Source organism: Polaromonas sp. P4_H1 (assembly GCF_056400945.1).
This window is the reverse complement of the sequence record NZ_JBFUKG010000021.1, coordinates 44,651-60,007: the sequence shown is the minus strand read 5'-3', so window position 1 is coordinate 60,007 and position 15,357 is coordinate 44,651. Positions and strand designations below refer to the sequence as shown.

The window sequence follows — 15,357 nt, the reverse complement described above, 5'->3', positions numbered from 1 at the left end:
GTCCGGTCAGTAAAGGTTCAGTATTCGGTGAGCTAGAGGCGGGTGGGGTGTGGTTCAGTAGCCGAGGAAACTCAGGGGGTCAAAGTAGCCCTTGAACAGGGGCACCTTGAACCAGACTTCGAACATGCAGAAAAACAGCACGACCACCATGAGCGCTGTGATCACGCTCTTGATGGGGGAAAACTTGCCCAGGATGATCATGAACAGGGCGATGTAAAAGGCCGAAGCCACATAAAGGCCGACGACCTGAACCACCAGGACGTAGACCAAAGCCGGTAACAGCACGGACAAGACGCGCTTGAGTTGTTCGCCGTCGACAAAAACCTCGGTATTGCGGTTTTTCCCAAACAGGGCCTGGTACAGGGTGCCAGCGCCGGATACGCAGAGGATGATGCCGATGTAGAAGGGGAAATAGCCCGAGCCCGGGCCGTCGCTGGTCCAGCCCGACCCCAGCGCGCGGCTGCCCTGTATGACCACGGCGCCCATGACGATGATGCCGAATGCCACGATGGCTTCAATGATATTGGTGGCGACGCCCGTGCGACGCTCCGTGCCGGATTGCTCGTTTGGCTCCATCAGGAACTCCCGCTGAATTGAATAACCCTGGAGAGGGCAACATTGATTGAATGACAGGCCGGCGCAGGAACTGCCCGGCCCGTGGTGGAGGCCCCTCCGTGAGGGGCGTTCCTTATTTCGCGATGAAGCCGGCTTCTTTCATCAGCTCCCGATGTGTGTTCTCGGCGGTGCCGAGCCATTTGGTGAACTCTTCGCCGGACATGGCTGTCTGGTTGAAAGCACCTTTTTCCATGTAGTCCTTCCACTCCGGGGTCTCGCGGACTTTCTTGAGCAGGTTGTTGTAGAACTCAAGCTGGTCCTTGGACACGCCGGACGGCATAAAGATGCCACGCAGCATCGTGTAGTCGGCAGGCACGCCTGCCTCCTTGCAGGTGGGGATGTCGGCCCACGACATGGTATCGGTCACCTTGGTCTTGTAGGGCATGCGCTGATCATCGAAGACGCAGAGGGCACGCAACTGGCCGGCGCGCCATTGCGCCACGGCTTCAATCGGGTTGTTCACGGAAGAGTCGACATGCTTGCCCACCAGTTGCACAGCCACTTCGCCGCCGCCCTTGAATGGAATGTAAATGAACTTGGTACCGGTGGCGCGCTCGATGCCGACGGTCAGGATCTGGTCTTCCTGCTTGGAGCCGGTGCCGCCCATCTTCATTTTGCTGGGACCGGCGGCCTTCACGGCTGCCAGGTAGTCCTTGGCGTTTTTGTAGGGCGCTTCAGCGTTGACCCACAAAACGAACTGGTCGAGAGCCATCATTGACACTGGGGTCATGTCGCGCCAGTTGAAAGGCACGCCGGTTGCCAGCGGGGTGGTGAACAGATTGGACAACGTGATGATGATCTTGTGGGGGTCGCCCTTGGCATTCTTGACCTCGAGAAAGCCTTCAGAGCCGGCGCCACCGGATTTGTTGACGACGATCAGCGGCTCTTTCATCAGCTTGTGCTTGATGACAATCCCCTGGATCAGGCGGGCCATCTGGTCGGCGCCGCCGCCGGTACCCGCCGGCACCACGAACTCCACCGGCTTGGTGGGCTCCCAGGCCGCCTGGGCCGGGGCTGCGACTGTCAGCATTGCCGCTGCAATTGCCCCTGTGGTGGCCATCGCCAAGCCATTCCTGATGTTTGCAAGTCTGGTATTCATCACGTTGTCTCCTGTGTTTGGTAACTCTGCTTTGTTTTCGCCTGGAATTCTTCGCTGATCCCATGGTTTGAACGTATCACGGTCGTATGGTCTTCCTAAGTAGGTGGAAAAGCTCTTGACGACGATCAAGTTTGTCCAAATTTCGAACCGTTCTAGGGTTTCTCCGGAGGGGTTTGTAGCCACTCCCACAAGGACGACGGTAGCGTATTCTCCTAGAAGAAATCTGTCACATCCGCATTACCATGAGGACGGGTAGGGAGCTGGCACTCTGCAGCAACCCGGGGGGTCCACGCAGTTTAAAAAAGGTGGAAAAGCCATGAACAAGCTGTTGCTGTTGGTTGGCACGTTGCTCTGCGGGGCGCAAGTCCATGCACAGTCGTGTGAGGGGGGCCTGTACCTCAATCCGCAGGTCATTCGCGGCGAGGGATCCTCGCAAACTGAAAGTGCGCTCAAGGAACTGATCGAGTTTGTGCGGCCGACCGGCCTGTCGGTCACGCCGGTTCTCAACATCAAGGAAACCCAGGAAGTCCTGACGGCGGTCAAGCGGCCAGCGCCTCCGTGCTGGGTCTACGGCAATCCCGTGGTGGGCCTGGCCTCGGGTTATCGCCCCGTGGCGATCAACATGGAACCCATCCAGTCGGCGGTGCTTATTCTTGCGGACATCGGTTCTGTCAAGGATGGCAAACCCGTTGAATTGAAAAGTCTGCCGGCCGACGAACAGGCGAAGGTGCTCGCCAAACTCAAGGCCACCAGCTGCTTTGGCATGAAAAGCGGCGTCACCACCACGCTGGTGAAGGCCGAAAGTCTTTGCGGCACGGTGATCGAAGTGACGCCCCAGCAAGGTTTGGGGCAGAGCTATCTGCCCACCAAGGCAGCCTTTCACTGGCAGGCGGACCGGTGGGTGGGCCTGATCACCCGGCTTCAGACGGCCCAGGCTTCCAGCATGAAAAACCACTACGGCACCGACGAGCGGATTCACATGGCGCGGCTGGTGGTCGTGCCTGCGGCCAATCCCAGCTGGGGTTACGGCATGTATGTTCATCCCGATGTCGCGGCCGACGCCCTGAAAAAGATCGCGAACCAGTTCACGTCCCTCAAGACGAGCAATCCCTCGCTGCTGCGGGCGCTGGATTTGGGCAGCAAATACGAGTTTTCCACCCCCTCCGAGAAGTCCGTCCAGGCAATGAAGCAGTCGCTGGGCACAACCCCCTGAACAGGACTTCCCTGTGACGGCCTGCGAGTGACTGGGGGGAGGTGGTGGCGGCTCCAGGTCTGCAGACGCAGGCCGGTGCGGTCCGCATCACCAAGCCTCGTCGCGGCATGACCCGGCTCGACCTGGCCGCAGGCCTGAGCCTTCTGCGCCGCTTTCAAACAGCGGACTGAAGCCGCACCTGGCCGCGTTCTTCTTCCATGGTCTTGGCGAGCAGCTTGACCAGCGCGTACACGGTATCGATGTGGGGGGTCGGCGTTTGCGTGAGACGGCCCAGTTCCACAACCGATCCCACGAGTGCGTCGATTTCAGGCGCACGGCCGGCTTCGATATCCTGCAGCATGGAGGTCTTGTGCTTGCCCACCTTTTCTGCGCCGGCGATGCGCTTGTCCAGCGTCACGCGGAATTCAATCCCGAGCTTGTGGGCCACGTCCTGCGCCTCGCGCATCATGCTGGCGGCCAGTTCACGCGACAGCGGGAACTGGCAAATGTCTACCAGCGTGGAGTGGGCCAGGGCGCTGATCGGGTTGAACGTCAGGTTACCCCACAGCTTGAGCCAGATTTCGCAGCGGATATTGTCCAGTACGGGCGCCTTGAACCCGGCCTTGCCGAAGCACTCTGAAATACGCGCGACACGCTCGCTTGACGAGCCGTCCAGCTCGCCCAAAGGGAAGCGGTCGCCTTCAATGTGCTTGACCACGCCCGGTGCCACCAGCTCCGAGGCCGGATAGACAACGCAGCCGATGACGCGTCGAGCCGGAATCATCTCCGCGATCATGCCGGTAGGGTCCACGCTGTGCACCTGGCTGCCCTCGAGGGCGCCGCCGTGCTGGTGGAAGTACCAGTAGGGGATGCCGTTTTGCATGGTCACCACCGCCGTGTCGGGGCCGAAGAGCTTGGGCAGGTCGCCGGCAACCGCTTCAAGCTGGTGTGCCTTCATCGCCAGGATCACCAGGTCCTGCGGGCCGGCCTCGGCGTAGTCATTGGTGGCCTTGACGCCGAAAGCAACATGCTCCACGCCGTCATGCATGATGAGTTTCATGCCGTTTTTCCGGATGGCTTCCAGGTTGGCGCCCCGCACGATGAAGGTAACGTCTTCGCCGGCCAGCGCCAGCTTCACCCCCACGTAGCCGCCGATCGCTCCTGCGCCAATGATTGCAATTTTCACACCGTGCTCCAAAAAAGTTATTCGAACTGGTTTCTGAGTCTGCCGATACCGGCAATCTCGATCTCAACAGTGCTTCCTGGCTTCATGGACCCCACCCCGATCGAGGTGCCGCACAGGATGACATCGCCAGGGTACAGCGTCATGTCCTTCGAGATCAGGCTCACCAGTTGCTGCACTGAAAATCGCATGTCGCTGATGGGGTAGTCCTGGCGGATGTCTCCGTTGAGGATAGTTTTCACCACCAGCTTTGTCGGGTCAAGACCTGTTGCCACCACCGGTCCGAGAGGGCAAAAGGTGTCGAAGCCCTTGGCGCGCACCCATTGGGCAAAGGACGCATCGCGGTTCAGGATGTCGGCCACCGTCACATCGTTGGCGCAGGTGTAGCCAAACACATGGTCCAGCGCATGGCCCTCGGCAACAGCCTTGCAGGTCTTGCCAATCACGATGCCGAGTTCCCCTTCGAAAACCACCTTGCCGTCGCAGGCGGGCTTGCGGATGGTTTCGTTGGGGTTCAGGTAGGAATTTGGGGCTTTGAGCAGGTACAGCGGCTCGGCAGGCACGGGCAGGTTGAGCTTTTCCCCCAGTGCGCGGAAGTTGTTCCACAGCGCAATGACTTTGCCGGGCTGTACCGGCATCAGCAGCGTCACGTCGGCCAGCGGGAACATCCGGTCCGTGTGTGTGGCGCCGGCGAACATGTCGCCGTCCCACATTCTCACGCGCTCGCCCTCCAGGGTTCCAAAGCGAATCGTGTTGCCGTCTCGAAAACGCACCCATTGTTTTGACATACCAACCTCTCAAGTTTTAAAAAAATCGGCGCAGACCGGGTAACGGCACCCCGGTCTGCGCGCCCTGGCGTGGCCAATGAGCGGTTCAGGCTGTCAGCCGTGTGCGCGAATCACGGGCCCAGCTGACGCAGGGGGCGGGGCGTGCCGGGATATTCGCCATGCTGGCGTAGCAACGAACCTTGGCGGTTTCGATGGCGGCAACCAGGAAGTCCGCCTCGTAGGCGCGCAGCAGGTGCGACTGCTCGGTTTCCAGGTAGGTGCGCACGGCGTCACGGCCTTGGGCCTGGAGGCGGGCGTAGGTGGTGGCGTCCCAGTGCCAGTTCAGGCCCAGTTCCCCGAAAGCGGCGTTGTAGGCATGGCGGTGGGCTTCGACGGCGTGGTCGGCGGCGTGATCCAGGGCATTGAACATGGCAAGTCTCCTTCTATGGTTGGGTGCTTTTGAGGCACTGCCGGTGCGTCTTGCACCGGGCTTGAAGCAAATGTAGGAAAAAATAACGATTAGCGATAGTTAAAGTATTTAATAATGTTGATTACGTTTAAGTTATGGATTAAAAGGAAACCCGCATGAAGAACGCCACGTTGCGCCAGCTCAAGGTGTTCGAGGCCGTGGCCCGCCACCTGAGTTTTTCGCGGGCCGCCGAAGAGCTGCACCTCACCCAGCCGGCGGTGTCCATCCAGGTGAAGAAGCTGGAGGACCACGCAGGCCTTCCGCTGTTCGAGCAACTGGGCAAGAAAATTCACCTCACGCCTGCGGGGGTGGAGATGCTGCATTCCAGCCGGCTCATCATCCAGCAGTTCAAGGAGCTCGAGGAGGCGATGACGCAATTCAAGGGCGTCTCGGGCGGCAAGCTGAACGTGGCCGTCATCAGCGCCGGCGATTATTTCTTCCCGCGGCTGCTGGTGGAATTTGCGCGGCGCCACTCGGGTGTGACGCTGAACTTTGGCGTCTGCAACCGCGAAGAGTTGCTGGACCAGCTGGCCAACAATGTCACCGACCTGGCCATCATGGTGCGCCCTCCGCTGGACATGGACACCGTGAGCGAGCCTTTTGCGCCGCACCCCTACGTCATCGTGGCGCCGCCTGACCATCCGCTGGCTCGGAAGAAGCGCATCCCGGTGTCGCGCCTGGCCCGCGAGCCATTCGTGGTGCGCGAAAAAGGCTCCGACACCTGGAACTCCATGGAGGAGGGTTTCAGGGGGCACCTCGCCGATCTCAACATCGCCATGGAGATCAAGAGCACGGAGACCATCAAGCAGGCGCTGATCGCGGGCATGGGCGTGAGCTTTCTGTCAGCTCACACGGTCAGCCGGGAGTTGCAGGCGGGCAGTCTCGCGGTGCTTGACGTGCAGGGCTTCCCGCTGATGCTCAATTGGTACGTGGTGCACCGCAAGCACAAGCGCCTGCCGCCCGTGGCGCAGGCTTTCAAGGGATTTTTGCTGACCGACGGCGCGGCCTGGATCGAGCAGACGGTCGGCTTCAGCGTGAAGCGCTGACGCTGCCTGGGCTCCTGCGTCAGCGCAGCAGGAAGTAGCCTGCCAGAACGTACAACACTGCTGCGAAGACCTTTTTCAGCGGTTGTATGTCCATGCGGTGGGCTGTGCGCGCGCCCAGCGGCGCCGTGCTGATGCTGGCCAGCGAAATCACCAGCAGGCCCGGCAAATAGATGTAGCCCACCGAGCCGGCTGGCATCTGCGGCAGGTCCTGGCCCGCCCACATGTAGCCCAGCGTGCCCGCCAGCGCGATCGGGAACCCCAGCGCCGCCGACGTACCCACGGCGTCGTGGATCTTCACGTTGCACCAGGTCATGAAAGGCACGGAGACGAAGGCGCCGCCGGCGCCCACCAGTGAAGACAGCATGCCGATCAGCCCGCCCATGCTGAAGGTTCCCAGGTGGCCGGGCAAGGTGCGGGTGGGCTTGGGCTTGCGGTTCAGGAACATCTGGGTGGCAGAGAAGGCCACGAAGATCGCGAACAGCACCCCGAGGATCTTGCCTGGCAGCGCCACCGCCACCTGGGCGCCGACCACTGAACCCAGCAGGATGCCGGGCGCCAGCAGGCGAACGATGGGCCACAGCACCGCACCGCGCTGGTGGTGCGCGCGTACCGACGACAGCGAGGTGAAGCAGATCGTGGCCAGCGACGTGGCCACGGCCATCTTCACCGTGTACTCCGGCGGATAGCCTTGGGAAGTCAGGATCAGGGTGATGAAAGGCACCATCAGCATGCCGCCACCGATTCCCAGCAGGCCCGCCAGAAAACCGGTGCAGACACCCAGCAGGGCCATTTCAAGGATGAGCAGGGGTTCGAGGGTCATGTTTTGCCAGAGCCTGAAGACCCCGTTGACAGGTGAAACAGAGCGCCCGAAAAAAGCGGGCGAAGGATGCGGCGCGGGCCGGCGGTACACCGTCCGGTAAAGGGATAAAGGTGTCTGCGAGTGCCACCGGACCGTCATCCTGAACGCAGGGTTCAGGTGGGCGAGGGCAGTTTGGTTTCGGGTTCGCCTGACGCGAGACGATCACGCCTGCCAAACAATTTACCAAGCCCGAGCTCTATGAGCATTGGTTCAAGGAAATATAAAGCCCGGTGCGCATCGCAGACAGGCTCGATTGTAGGCCCTCGCCGCAGATCGTGCCCGGAAGATGGTGGATGCCGCCTGCCATGGGCGGCGTGCGGGAAACCGCTTCAGAGCAGGCGGCCGTCAATGCCGAGGGCATTGTCAAGGCGCTGCAGCAGGGCGGTCAGTTGCGGCTGGCTTGCGTGCTCCGCGCTGCTGGGGGTGCTGCTGCCGGTCGTTGTGGATTTCACGGCTGGAGCCGGCGCCTGGGCCGGGCGGTCAGACAATTCGAACGCCAGATTCAGGGCCGCCAAAACCGCAATCCGGTCACGCGCCTTGAGCTTGCCGGCGTCGCGGATTTTGCACATGGCAAGGTCGACCCGGTTGACCGCGTCGAGCATGCGGGCATCGCCATTTTCGGGGCAGCTCAGCAGATAGCTCTGGCCCATGATTTGCACTTCAAGCTGTTTCATCATTCGGTTCCCACGGGCGTTTGGGCCGCATGATCGCCGTTTTCGGGCAGGCGTTCCAGCAGGGCGTCGACGCGTGCACGCGCCGCGGCGAGCCGCGATCGGAGTGAATCCCGCTCATGCGTCAGGACGCTGACCTGTTCGCTGAGCAGTGCATTGGTCCGCTGCAATTCCTCGTAGCGCACCAGCAGCCGTTCGACGCGTTCGGTGATCTGGTCGATTTGGGTTTGATTCGACATGGCAATGTTGATTGTATGGTTTGCCGCATGAGGCGGCGTAGAATCCTGTTTGTTGGTGCTCGCGGTGTGGTTCACATGCCGCAGTTCAACGGGAAGCAGGAGGAAGTCAAAGCCATCCGGTCAGGGTCAACCCTAGGCTGCAGGCGCTGCGACTTTTAACCTGCGCTGCCCCCGCAACGGTAAACGGACGAATGCCACTCCCACTTCACAGTGGAGGACGCATTCAGCTTTCATCACTAGCCACTGAGCGTCTTGAACACGCGCTTGGGAAGGCGATGAAAGCAGTTCCGCCAGCCCGGATACCGGCCAACAAGGTGAACGCGCGCGTCCGTAACTTGACGAGCGTTCGTAACGCTCATGCACTGGCGGGGAAGCCGGTGAGGGCATTTTGTTGATTGTTTGACCCATGAAAACCTGTGTTTCCGGTGCACGCCTTGCTGTACTTCCGCTGGCTATGGCCGCCGCATTTCCTTCCTTTTCGCAAAACCCGGATACGCCGCAATTGAAAGAGACCGTGGTGACGGCGACGCGCTTTGCTGAGTCTGGCAGCGGACTGACCTTTGGCGTCAGCGTGATCACGGCAGATGAGATTCAAAAGTCGGGGGCCACCACGGTGAATGAGGCCATCAGCAAACTGCTGGGCGTGCCTGCACGGCTCGACTTTTTTGGGGGCGGCAACTCTACGCTGGATTTGCGAGGCTTTGGAGCGACGGCTAGCAGCAATCAGGTCGTGGTGGTGGACGGCTTGCGCCTCAATGAGGCCGATCTTTCCAGCCCCAGCCTGGCCGGCATCCCGGTGGATTCCGTGGAACGCATCGAGGTCTTGCGGGGCAACGGGGCTGTGCTGTATGGTGAGGGCGCTACAGGCGGTGTCATCGTGATCACGACCAAGGCTGGCAAAGGGGTTAAACGGGGCAATACCGCGCAGCTTTATGGCGCGGTGGGTAGTTATGGCCTGCGTGACGCAGGTGCCAGCGCTACGGTAGCAGCCGGAGATTTTTCTCTTGACGTAGCGGCCAATCGCCGCGAAACGGACAATCATCGGGATAATTTTCACTCTGTCATTGATGGTGCTTCACTCACGGGCCAGTGGAGCAATGACTGGCTTCGATTGGGTGCCCGGTATGGCCGTGACTCCCTGGAAAGCGGGCTTCCCGGCGGACTGACTGCCGCGCAATACGCGTCGAATCCGAAGCAGGCGAGCAGACCCTTTGACAACGGATCCGTTGACAATGAGCGCCAGGGTGTTTTCGCCGAGGCCCTGGTAGGCGACTGGCAGCTCGGGGCTGATCTCGGCTGGCGTACCAAGAAATTCATCAGCCGCAGGCCCACCAGTGTTTTCGAGTACGACGTGGATGCGTCGACCATGGGCTTGCGCGCACGGCATGAGGCTAAAGGGTCCAGTCTGTCCAACGTGTTGATCTTCGGCACGGATAACAGCGATTGGAAACGCGTGATCGCAGGGGCTTTCGGCACCGAGAGCAATGCGAAGTCGCGCGCCTACTACGTCAAGGATGACGTCACCCTGCTTTCGACGGGCACACGCCTGAGCGTCGGCTTGCGCACGGAACAGATCAAGAAAGACCTGACCCCCCCGACGACCAGGCTGGAAGATCGCCTGCATGCTTGGGATCTTGGACTCAGCCAGCCTTTGAGCCAGGACGTGACGATGTATGGGCGCGTTGGGCGCAGCTTCAGGCTGGCGAATGCGGACGAATTCTCCTTTACGACACCCCTGATTCCCATCAAGCCGCAAACCTCAAAAGACCTGGAGCTGGGGACGCGCTGGAATTACGGTGAAGGCAAGGCGGAAGTTCGTGCATACCGCAGTGATTTGACCAACGAGATTGGTTTCGATCCGCTCTTTCCCAATCCAATCGCCTTTTCGGGCTTCGGGGCCAACGTCAATTTTGACCCCACGCGGCGCCAGGGACTGGAGCTGGAGGTCTCGCACGCATTGACAAAAACCATTGACATGCGGGTTAATGCGGCGCTGCGCAAGGCCAGCTTCAGGAGCGGTTCCTACGCCGGAAAAGACGTTCCCCTGACGCCGCGCCAAACGCTGGCAATTCAGGCAGACTGGCAAGTGGCCGCAGCGCACCGACTCAGCGGCGGTGTCAACTGGGTGGCGAAACAGCACCCTGATTTTTCGAACGCCTGCACCATACCGGCATACGCCACGGCGGATGCCCGCTATGCCTACAAGTTTAAAAATGCAGAGTTCTCGCTGGGGGTCAGCAATCTGACCGATCGCAAGTATTACTCGCAGGCTTTTTCCTGTACCGCCGGGGTCACCTCGTCAATTTATCCGGAAGCCGGTAGGGTCTTCACGGCTGCGGTGCGCGTGAACTTCTAGGGATGACGACTCAGGCCCGCCTGAACGATGTGAACGCCTAAAAAGGAAAGGGATCCCATTGTCCAACGCTTGTTGCCCCGCCATCCTCGTCGCCGCCCCGGCCTCCGGCCAGGGCAAGACAACGGTGGCCTGCGCCCTGGCGCGGTTGCACGCGCGCCAGGGCCGGCGGGTGCGTGTCTTCAAGTGCGGGCCCGACTTTCTGGATCCCTATTGGCTGACCCTGGCCAGCGGCGCGCCGGTGCACCAACTCGATTTGTGGATGACCGGCGAGGCCGACTGCGCCCAACGCCTGCATGCCGCCGCGCAGGAGGCTGACCTCATCATTGTGGAAGGGGTCATGGGCTTGTTTGACGGTGAGCCCAGCGCCGCGGACCTGGCGCAGCGCTTCGGCCTGCCGGTGCTGGCGGTGATTGACGCCAGTGCCATGGCCGGCACCTTTGGCGCGCTGGCGTGGGGCCTGCAGCATTACCGCGAAGGCCTGCGGTTCGCCGGCGTGCTGGCCAACCGCGTGGCCTCGCCGGGTCATGCCGCGATGCTGGAAGGCGGCCTGCGCGATGCGGCGCAGTGGCAAGGCGCGCTAATGCGCAGCGAGGCTTTTACGCTGCCCGAGCGGCATCTGGGCCTGGTCATGTCGGATGAGTTAGGTGACGCCCTGCCGCGGCTGGACGCGGCCGCCGACGCGCTGGCGGGTACGCCGCTGGGGCAGATGGGAACGACAGAGTTGCTGGCTTGGTCCGTGACCTTCGAAGCGCCTGAAGCGCCGGGCGAAGCTTTCCCCGCCGGTGCACTGCAGGGGCGGACCATCGCGGTGGCGCGTGATGCGGCCTTCTGTTTTCTCTACGCTGCCAACCTCGACTGTTTGCGTGCGCTGGGGGCTCAGTTGGTGTTTTTCTCGCCCCTGGTAGACACGGCTTTACCTGAATGCGACGCCCTCTGGCTGCCCGGCGGCTACCCTGAACTGCACGGCGAAACCCTTGCGGCCAACCGTGCCATGAAAAGCAGTATTACCGCCCATGTGCAGGCCGACAGGCCGGTCTGGGCCGAATGCGGCGGCATGATGGCGCTGTTTGAGCAGCTCGTGACAGTCGATGGCGCCAGCTACCCCATGTGGGGCGTGCTGCCCGGCAGCGTCAGCATGCAAAAACGTCTCGCCGCCCTGGGCCCCCAGCAGCTCGATGTGGTGGGCGGTACCTTGCGCGGCCATGCTTTTCATTACTCCACCTGCGTCACGCCGCTGCAAGCCGTCGCGCGAACCCGGGCGGCCCCCGGGCGCACGCTGCGTGGTGAGGGCGAGGCGCTGTTTGTGGCCGGGCCGACCTCCTCGGTGAGGGCCAGTTATTTTCACGCCTGGTTCGCCTCCTGCCCGGTTGCGACCGCGCAGTTGTTTGGCGCGCCTGTTCCTGAAAGATCGCCATGACTGACAAGAAAATGGGCTGGCAAATGGACTGGCGTGCGCTGGCTGGCCAGCAGGACACCTCGGCCGTCCGTCAACTGTATGGCCCGCAGCGCATCGTCTGCCTGACGGAAGAGCCCACCGAGTGGTTGTACCTGCTCGGTGAAGAGCGCCGCATTGTCGGCATTTCCGGCTACACCGTGCGGCCGCCGCGTGCGCGCGAAGAAAAACCCAAGGTCAGCGCTTTCCTGAGCGCGAAGATAGACAAGATTGTGGAATTGCAGCCCGACTGCGTGATCGGGTTTTCCGATCTGCAGGCCGACATTGCCTCGCAACTGGTCAAAAAGGGCATTCAGGTCACGATCTTCAACCAGCGCAGCGTGGCCGAGATTTTTTCCATGCTGTACCAGCTGGCGGCCATGGTGGGCCAGGAAGCGCGGGGCCTGGAGTTAATGCAGGGCATGCAGCGCCGCCTGCTGGAGATTGAGCAGGTCGCGGCCACGCTCAAGCGCCGCCCGCGCGTGTATTTTGAAGAGTGGTACGACCCGCATATCAGCGGGATTGCCTGGGTGTCGGAAGTGATCGGCATTGCCGGGGGTGACGACTGCTTTCCCGAGCTCGCCGCCAAGGCCATGGGCAAGGACCGCATCATTGCCGACGGCAGCGAGATCGTGCGGCGCAACCCCGACATTATTTTCGGCTCCTGGTGCGGCCGCAAGTTTCGCCCCGAGCATGTGGTGGCGCGCCCCGGCTGGGAAAACGTCAATGCCGTCAGAAACAGGCAGCTGTTCGAGATCAAGTCGGCCGAAATTCTGCAGCCAGGTCCGGCCGCCCTGACAGATGGCGTGGAGCAATTGCACCGGATCATCATGGCCTGGAGCCAAACCGTGGGCGCTACGGCCGGCACCGGCGGGTCGTCCTTGCCCCCCGAAAGCACGCCATGACGAACATGCCGGTGGTCCGCAGTGAACTGATTCTGGGTGGCCAGAGAAGCGGCAAGTCGCGTCGCGCAGAAAGGCTCGCGCAAGCCTGGCTGGCTGATTCACCGGACCATGGCGCCGTGTTCATCGCCACGGCCCAGGCTTGGGATGATGAAATGCGCGAACGCGTTGCACGCCACCGGCAGGACCGGGCCGAGCGGCTGCCCGGCATGGCCACTGTGGAGGAGCCGCTGCACCTGGCGCAGGCCATCGCGCAGCGCAGCCGCAGCAACACCCTGGTCGTGGTCGACTGCCTGACCCTGTGGCTGACCAATCGCTTGATGCCTGCGGAAAGGCCAGGTGAAAGGCCAGGTGAAAGTTCACGGCCAACAGAAGCTCCAGCCCGTGATTTATCCGCGGATATCGCCATGATTTCGAGCGCAATCCATGGGGCTGCCGGTCCGGTGGTGCTGGTCAGCAATGAAATCGGGCTGGGCGTGATTCCGATGGGCCGTGAGACGCGCGCCTTTGTCGATGCGCTGGGTTGGCTCAACCAGGACGTGGCCGGCGCCTGCGAACGCGTGACCCTGATGGCGGCCGGGTTGCCGCTCACGCTGAAAGGCTCGCCGTGAAGCGCATCGCCGGTTGGCTGGTTTTGCTGTGCCTGGTGCTGGCAGCGCCGGCCCGCGCCTTGCCCTTGCAATTGACCGATGACCGCGGCGTGACCCTCACGTTTGCGCAGTCGCCGCAGCACATCGTCAGCATGCTGCCTTCGCTGACCGAAAGCGTCTGCGCGCTCGAGCAGTGCCATCGCCTTATAGGGGTGGATCGTTATTCCAATTACCCGGCCAGCGTGAAGCGCCTGCCCGTGCTGGGCGGCGGAATCGATCCCAACATCGAGGGCATCGTGGCGCTCAAGCCCGATGTGGTCCTGGTGGCCACGTCTTCCCGGGCCACCGGCCGGCTGGAGGCGCTGGGCATAAAAGTCGTGGCGCTGGAGCCAAAAACCCATGCCGATGTGCGGCGCGTGCTTCGCAAGCTCGGCGCGCTGCTGGAGGTTCCCGACGACGTTGGCGCCGACCGCCTGTGGCGCGTCATCGACAGCAGTGTCTCGGCCGCCGCGCAATCGCTCTCGCCCAAAGCCAGGGAGAGTCGGGTTTACTTTGAGGTCAGCCGGGGGCCCTATGCCGCCGGCGAGTCCTCCTTCATTGGCGAAACGCTCACCCGGCTGGGCGTGAAGAATGTGGTGCCGGCGTCGCTCGGCCCCTTCCCCAAGCTGAACCCCGAATTTGTGGTGCGCGCCAATCCGGACGTGATCATGATCGGCAACCGCAGCATGCAGGCCATGGAGCCTTACCCCGGCTGGGGCAGCATCAAGGCGGTCAGGGAGCGGCGTATTTGCGTGTTCGACGTGGACGAGTCCGACGTGGTGGTGCGTCCCGGCCCGCGCATGGCCGAGGCGGCGCGCATCATGGCCAAGTGCCTTGAAGGCAAGCAGCGGTGAGGGCACCGGACCGTTCGTTCGCCGTGCATGACCAGCACCGCAAGGCCTTCTGGCTGGCCGGCGCACTGCTGGTGGCCACCGCGGCGCTGTTGCTGCTGGGCGCCAGCGTGGGCAGCATCGGCTTTGAGAGCGTGATGAGCATGCAACGCGACCCGCAGGCCATGCAAATCGTCTGGGAGATTCGCCTGCCGCGCACGGCTGGTGCGTGGCTGGCGGGGGCGCTGTTCGGCCTGGCAGGCGCCGTGGCGCAGGGCCTGTTTCGCAATCCGCTGGCCGACCCGTATTTGCTGGGCAGCGCCTCGGGTGCTTTGCTGGGTGAGGCGTGTGCGATGGTGCTGCTGGGCGTATCGCCTCTGGCCGCGCATTGGCTCGTGCGGATTGGCTTGACGGGCGCTGCCTTTGTCGGCGCCGTGCTTGCCGTGTTGCTGACCCTGGTGCTGGCCAAGGGCGTGCAACACACGCTGCGGCTGCTGCTGGCCGGTGTGGTCGTGGGGGTGGTGCTGGGCGCCGTCAGCTCGCTCATTTTGCTGCTGAGCCCAAACATCATGCAGGCCATGCAGTCTTTCATGTTGGGTAGCACGGCGTTTGTGGACTGGACCGCCTGTGCCGTGATGGCCCTGGTGCTGGCCGTCAGCGTGATTGCTGCCTGGATGATGAGCCATGTGCTGGATGGCCTGGCGCTGGGTGAGGCCACCGCGCAAAGCCTGGGCTTGCAGCTGCCGCAGATGCGGGCCGCGCTGGTGGCGGTGCTGGCGCTGGCCACCGGTGCGGCAGTGGCGCAAACCGGGCTGATCGCCTTTGTCGGCCTGGCCGCGCCGCACCTGGTGCGCTCGGTCGTCAAGACGACGCACGGCCGGCTCATTGTGCTGTCCAGCCTGATGGGCGCGGTGCTGCTGATGGCCGCCGACATTCTGGCGCGCTGGCTGATTGCGCCGCAGGAGTTGCCCGTGGGCGTGCTCACGGCGGTGTTGGGCGGCGGCTACCTGCTGTGGCTGATGCACCGGCATACCGGAAGAGGGGCAGGATTGTGATGGCTTCCATGGA

The 15,357-nt window shown here is 62.4% G+C and carries 16 protein-coding genes and 1 riboswitch; of the genes, 8 read left to right on the top strand and 8 right to left on the bottom strand.

The genetic code is table 11. The features are described from left to right. Nucleotides 1-54 precede the first annotated feature (54 nt). Nucleotides 55-576, bottom strand: a complete 522-nt coding sequence (locus AC1DS5_RS22105) for a tripartite tricarboxylate transporter TctB family protein (RefSeq protein WP_477720398.1) — start codon at nucleotides 574-576, stop codon at nucleotides 55-57. A gap of 112 nt (nucleotides 577-688) precedes the next feature. Beyond that, nucleotides 689-1,714: a Bug family tripartite tricarboxylate transporter substrate binding protein gene (locus tag AC1DS5_RS22100; protein ID WP_477720436.1), complete on the bottom strand. Its 1,026-nt coding sequence runs from the start codon at nucleotides 1,712-1,714 to the stop codon at nucleotides 689-691. Between the two features lie 316 nt (nucleotides 1,715-2,030). Between AC1DS5_RS22100 and AC1DS5_RS22095 the strand changes: the two genes are divergently transcribed. Continuing rightward, a complete protein-coding gene (locus tag AC1DS5_RS22095; protein WP_477720397.1) occupies nucleotides 2,031-2,927 on the top strand; it encodes a hypothetical protein in 897 nt (298 codons plus the stop codon). Nucleotides 2,928-3,081: 154 nt separating this feature from the next. On the opposite strand, the gene AC1DS5_RS22090 is transcribed toward AC1DS5_RS22095, so the two are convergent. The 3 genes from AC1DS5_RS22090 to AC1DS5_RS22080 form a co-directional block, all read right to left on the bottom strand. Then, complete coding sequence (locus tag AC1DS5_RS22090; protein WP_477720396.1) at nucleotides 3,082-4,092, bottom strand: 2-dehydropantoate 2-reductase; 1,011 nt, start codon at nucleotides 4,090-4,092, stop codon at nucleotides 3,082-3,084. Between the two features lie 17 nt (nucleotides 4,093-4,109). Beyond that, nucleotides 4,110-4,877, bottom strand: a complete 768-nt coding sequence (locus AC1DS5_RS22085; protein WP_477720395.1) for a fumarylacetoacetate hydrolase family protein — start codon at nucleotides 4,875-4,877, stop codon at nucleotides 4,110-4,112. Nucleotides 4,878-4,962: 85 nt separating this feature from the next. Beyond that, complete coding sequence (locus AC1DS5_RS22080) at nucleotides 4,963-5,286, bottom strand: HAD family hydrolase (protein WP_477720394.1); 324 nt, start codon at nucleotides 5,284-5,286, stop codon at nucleotides 4,963-4,965. A gap of 155 nt (nucleotides 5,287-5,441) precedes the next feature. Between AC1DS5_RS22080 and AC1DS5_RS22075 the strand changes: the two genes are divergently transcribed. Continuing rightward, nucleotides 5,442-6,371, top strand: a complete 930-nt coding sequence (locus tag AC1DS5_RS22075) for a LysR family transcriptional regulator (protein WP_477720393.1) — start codon at nucleotides 5,442-5,444, stop codon at nucleotides 6,369-6,371. A gap of 19 nt (nucleotides 6,372-6,390) precedes the next feature. Here the strand turns inward: AC1DS5_RS22075 and AC1DS5_RS22070 are convergent, their stop codons facing one another. The 3 genes from AC1DS5_RS22070 to AC1DS5_RS22060 all read right to left on the bottom strand — a co-directional run bounded on the left by AC1DS5_RS22070 (nucleotide 6,391) and on the right by AC1DS5_RS22060 (nucleotide 8,140). After that, nucleotides 6,391-7,191 (bottom strand): sulfite exporter TauE/SafE family protein, encoded by an 801-nt coding sequence (locus tag AC1DS5_RS22070; protein WP_477720392.1) that lies wholly within the window; start codon nucleotides 7,189-7,191, stop codon nucleotides 6,391-6,393. 368 nt (nucleotides 7,192-7,559) lie between these two features. Next, on the bottom strand, nucleotides 7,560-7,904 hold the full coding sequence (locus tag AC1DS5_RS22065) for a cell division protein ZapA (RefSeq protein WP_477720435.1): 345 nt from the start codon (nucleotides 7,902-7,904) through the stop codon (nucleotides 7,560-7,562). Beyond that, complete coding sequence (locus AC1DS5_RS22060) at nucleotides 7,904-8,140, bottom strand: DUF904 domain-containing protein (protein ID WP_477720391.1); 237 nt, start codon at nucleotides 8,138-8,140, stop codon at nucleotides 7,904-7,906. Before AC1DS5_RS22060 ends, AC1DS5_RS22065 begins: the two co-directional genes overlap by 1 nt. A 36-nt stretch (nucleotides 8,141-8,176) precedes the next feature. After that, nucleotides 8,177-8,465: riboswitch (cobalamin riboswitch) on the top strand. A gap of 81 nt (nucleotides 8,466-8,546) precedes the next feature. Between AC1DS5_RS22060 and AC1DS5_RS22055 the strand changes: the two genes are divergently transcribed. From AC1DS5_RS22055 to AC1DS5_RS22030, 6 genes are read left to right on the top strand one after another with little or no spacing between them, the layout of a single operon-like run. Then, on the top strand, nucleotides 8,547-10,496 hold the full coding sequence (locus AC1DS5_RS22055) for a TonB-dependent receptor (protein ID WP_477720390.1): 1,950 nt from the start codon (nucleotides 8,547-8,549) through the stop codon (nucleotides 10,494-10,496). A 58-nt stretch (nucleotides 10,497-10,554) separates the two neighbouring features. Further along, nucleotides 10,555-11,913 carry a cobyrinate a,c-diamide synthase gene (locus AC1DS5_RS22050; protein WP_477720389.1) on the top strand — a complete coding sequence of 453 codons (1,359 nt, stop codon included), beginning with the start codon at nucleotides 10,555-10,557 and terminating at the stop codon, nucleotides 11,911-11,913. Nucleotides 11,914-11,936: 23 nt separating this feature from the next. After that, the gene (locus AC1DS5_RS22045; RefSeq protein WP_477720434.1) at nucleotides 11,937-12,833 is read left to right on the top strand and encodes a cobalamin-binding protein; all 897 of its coding nucleotides are present in this window, start codon (nucleotides 11,937-11,939) and stop codon (nucleotides 12,831-12,833) included. Then, on the top strand, nucleotides 12,830-13,441 hold the full coding sequence (cobU, locus tag AC1DS5_RS22040) for a bifunctional adenosylcobinamide kinase/adenosylcobinamide-phosphate guanylyltransferase (protein WP_477720388.1): 612 nt from the start codon (nucleotides 12,830-12,832) through the stop codon (nucleotides 13,439-13,441). Before AC1DS5_RS22045 ends, cobU begins: the two co-directional genes overlap by 4 nt. Further along, entirely contained in the window at nucleotides 13,438-14,313 is an 876-nt protein-coding gene (locus AC1DS5_RS22035; protein WP_477720387.1) for an ABC transporter substrate-binding protein, read from the top strand. Before cobU ends, AC1DS5_RS22035 begins: the two co-directional genes overlap by 4 nt. Next, a complete protein-coding gene (locus AC1DS5_RS22030; protein ID WP_477720386.1) occupies nucleotides 14,310-15,344 on the top strand; it encodes a FecCD family ABC transporter permease in 1,035 nt (344 codons plus the stop codon). Before AC1DS5_RS22035 ends, AC1DS5_RS22030 begins: the two co-directional genes overlap by 4 nt. Nucleotides 15,345-15,357 lie beyond the last annotated feature (13 nt).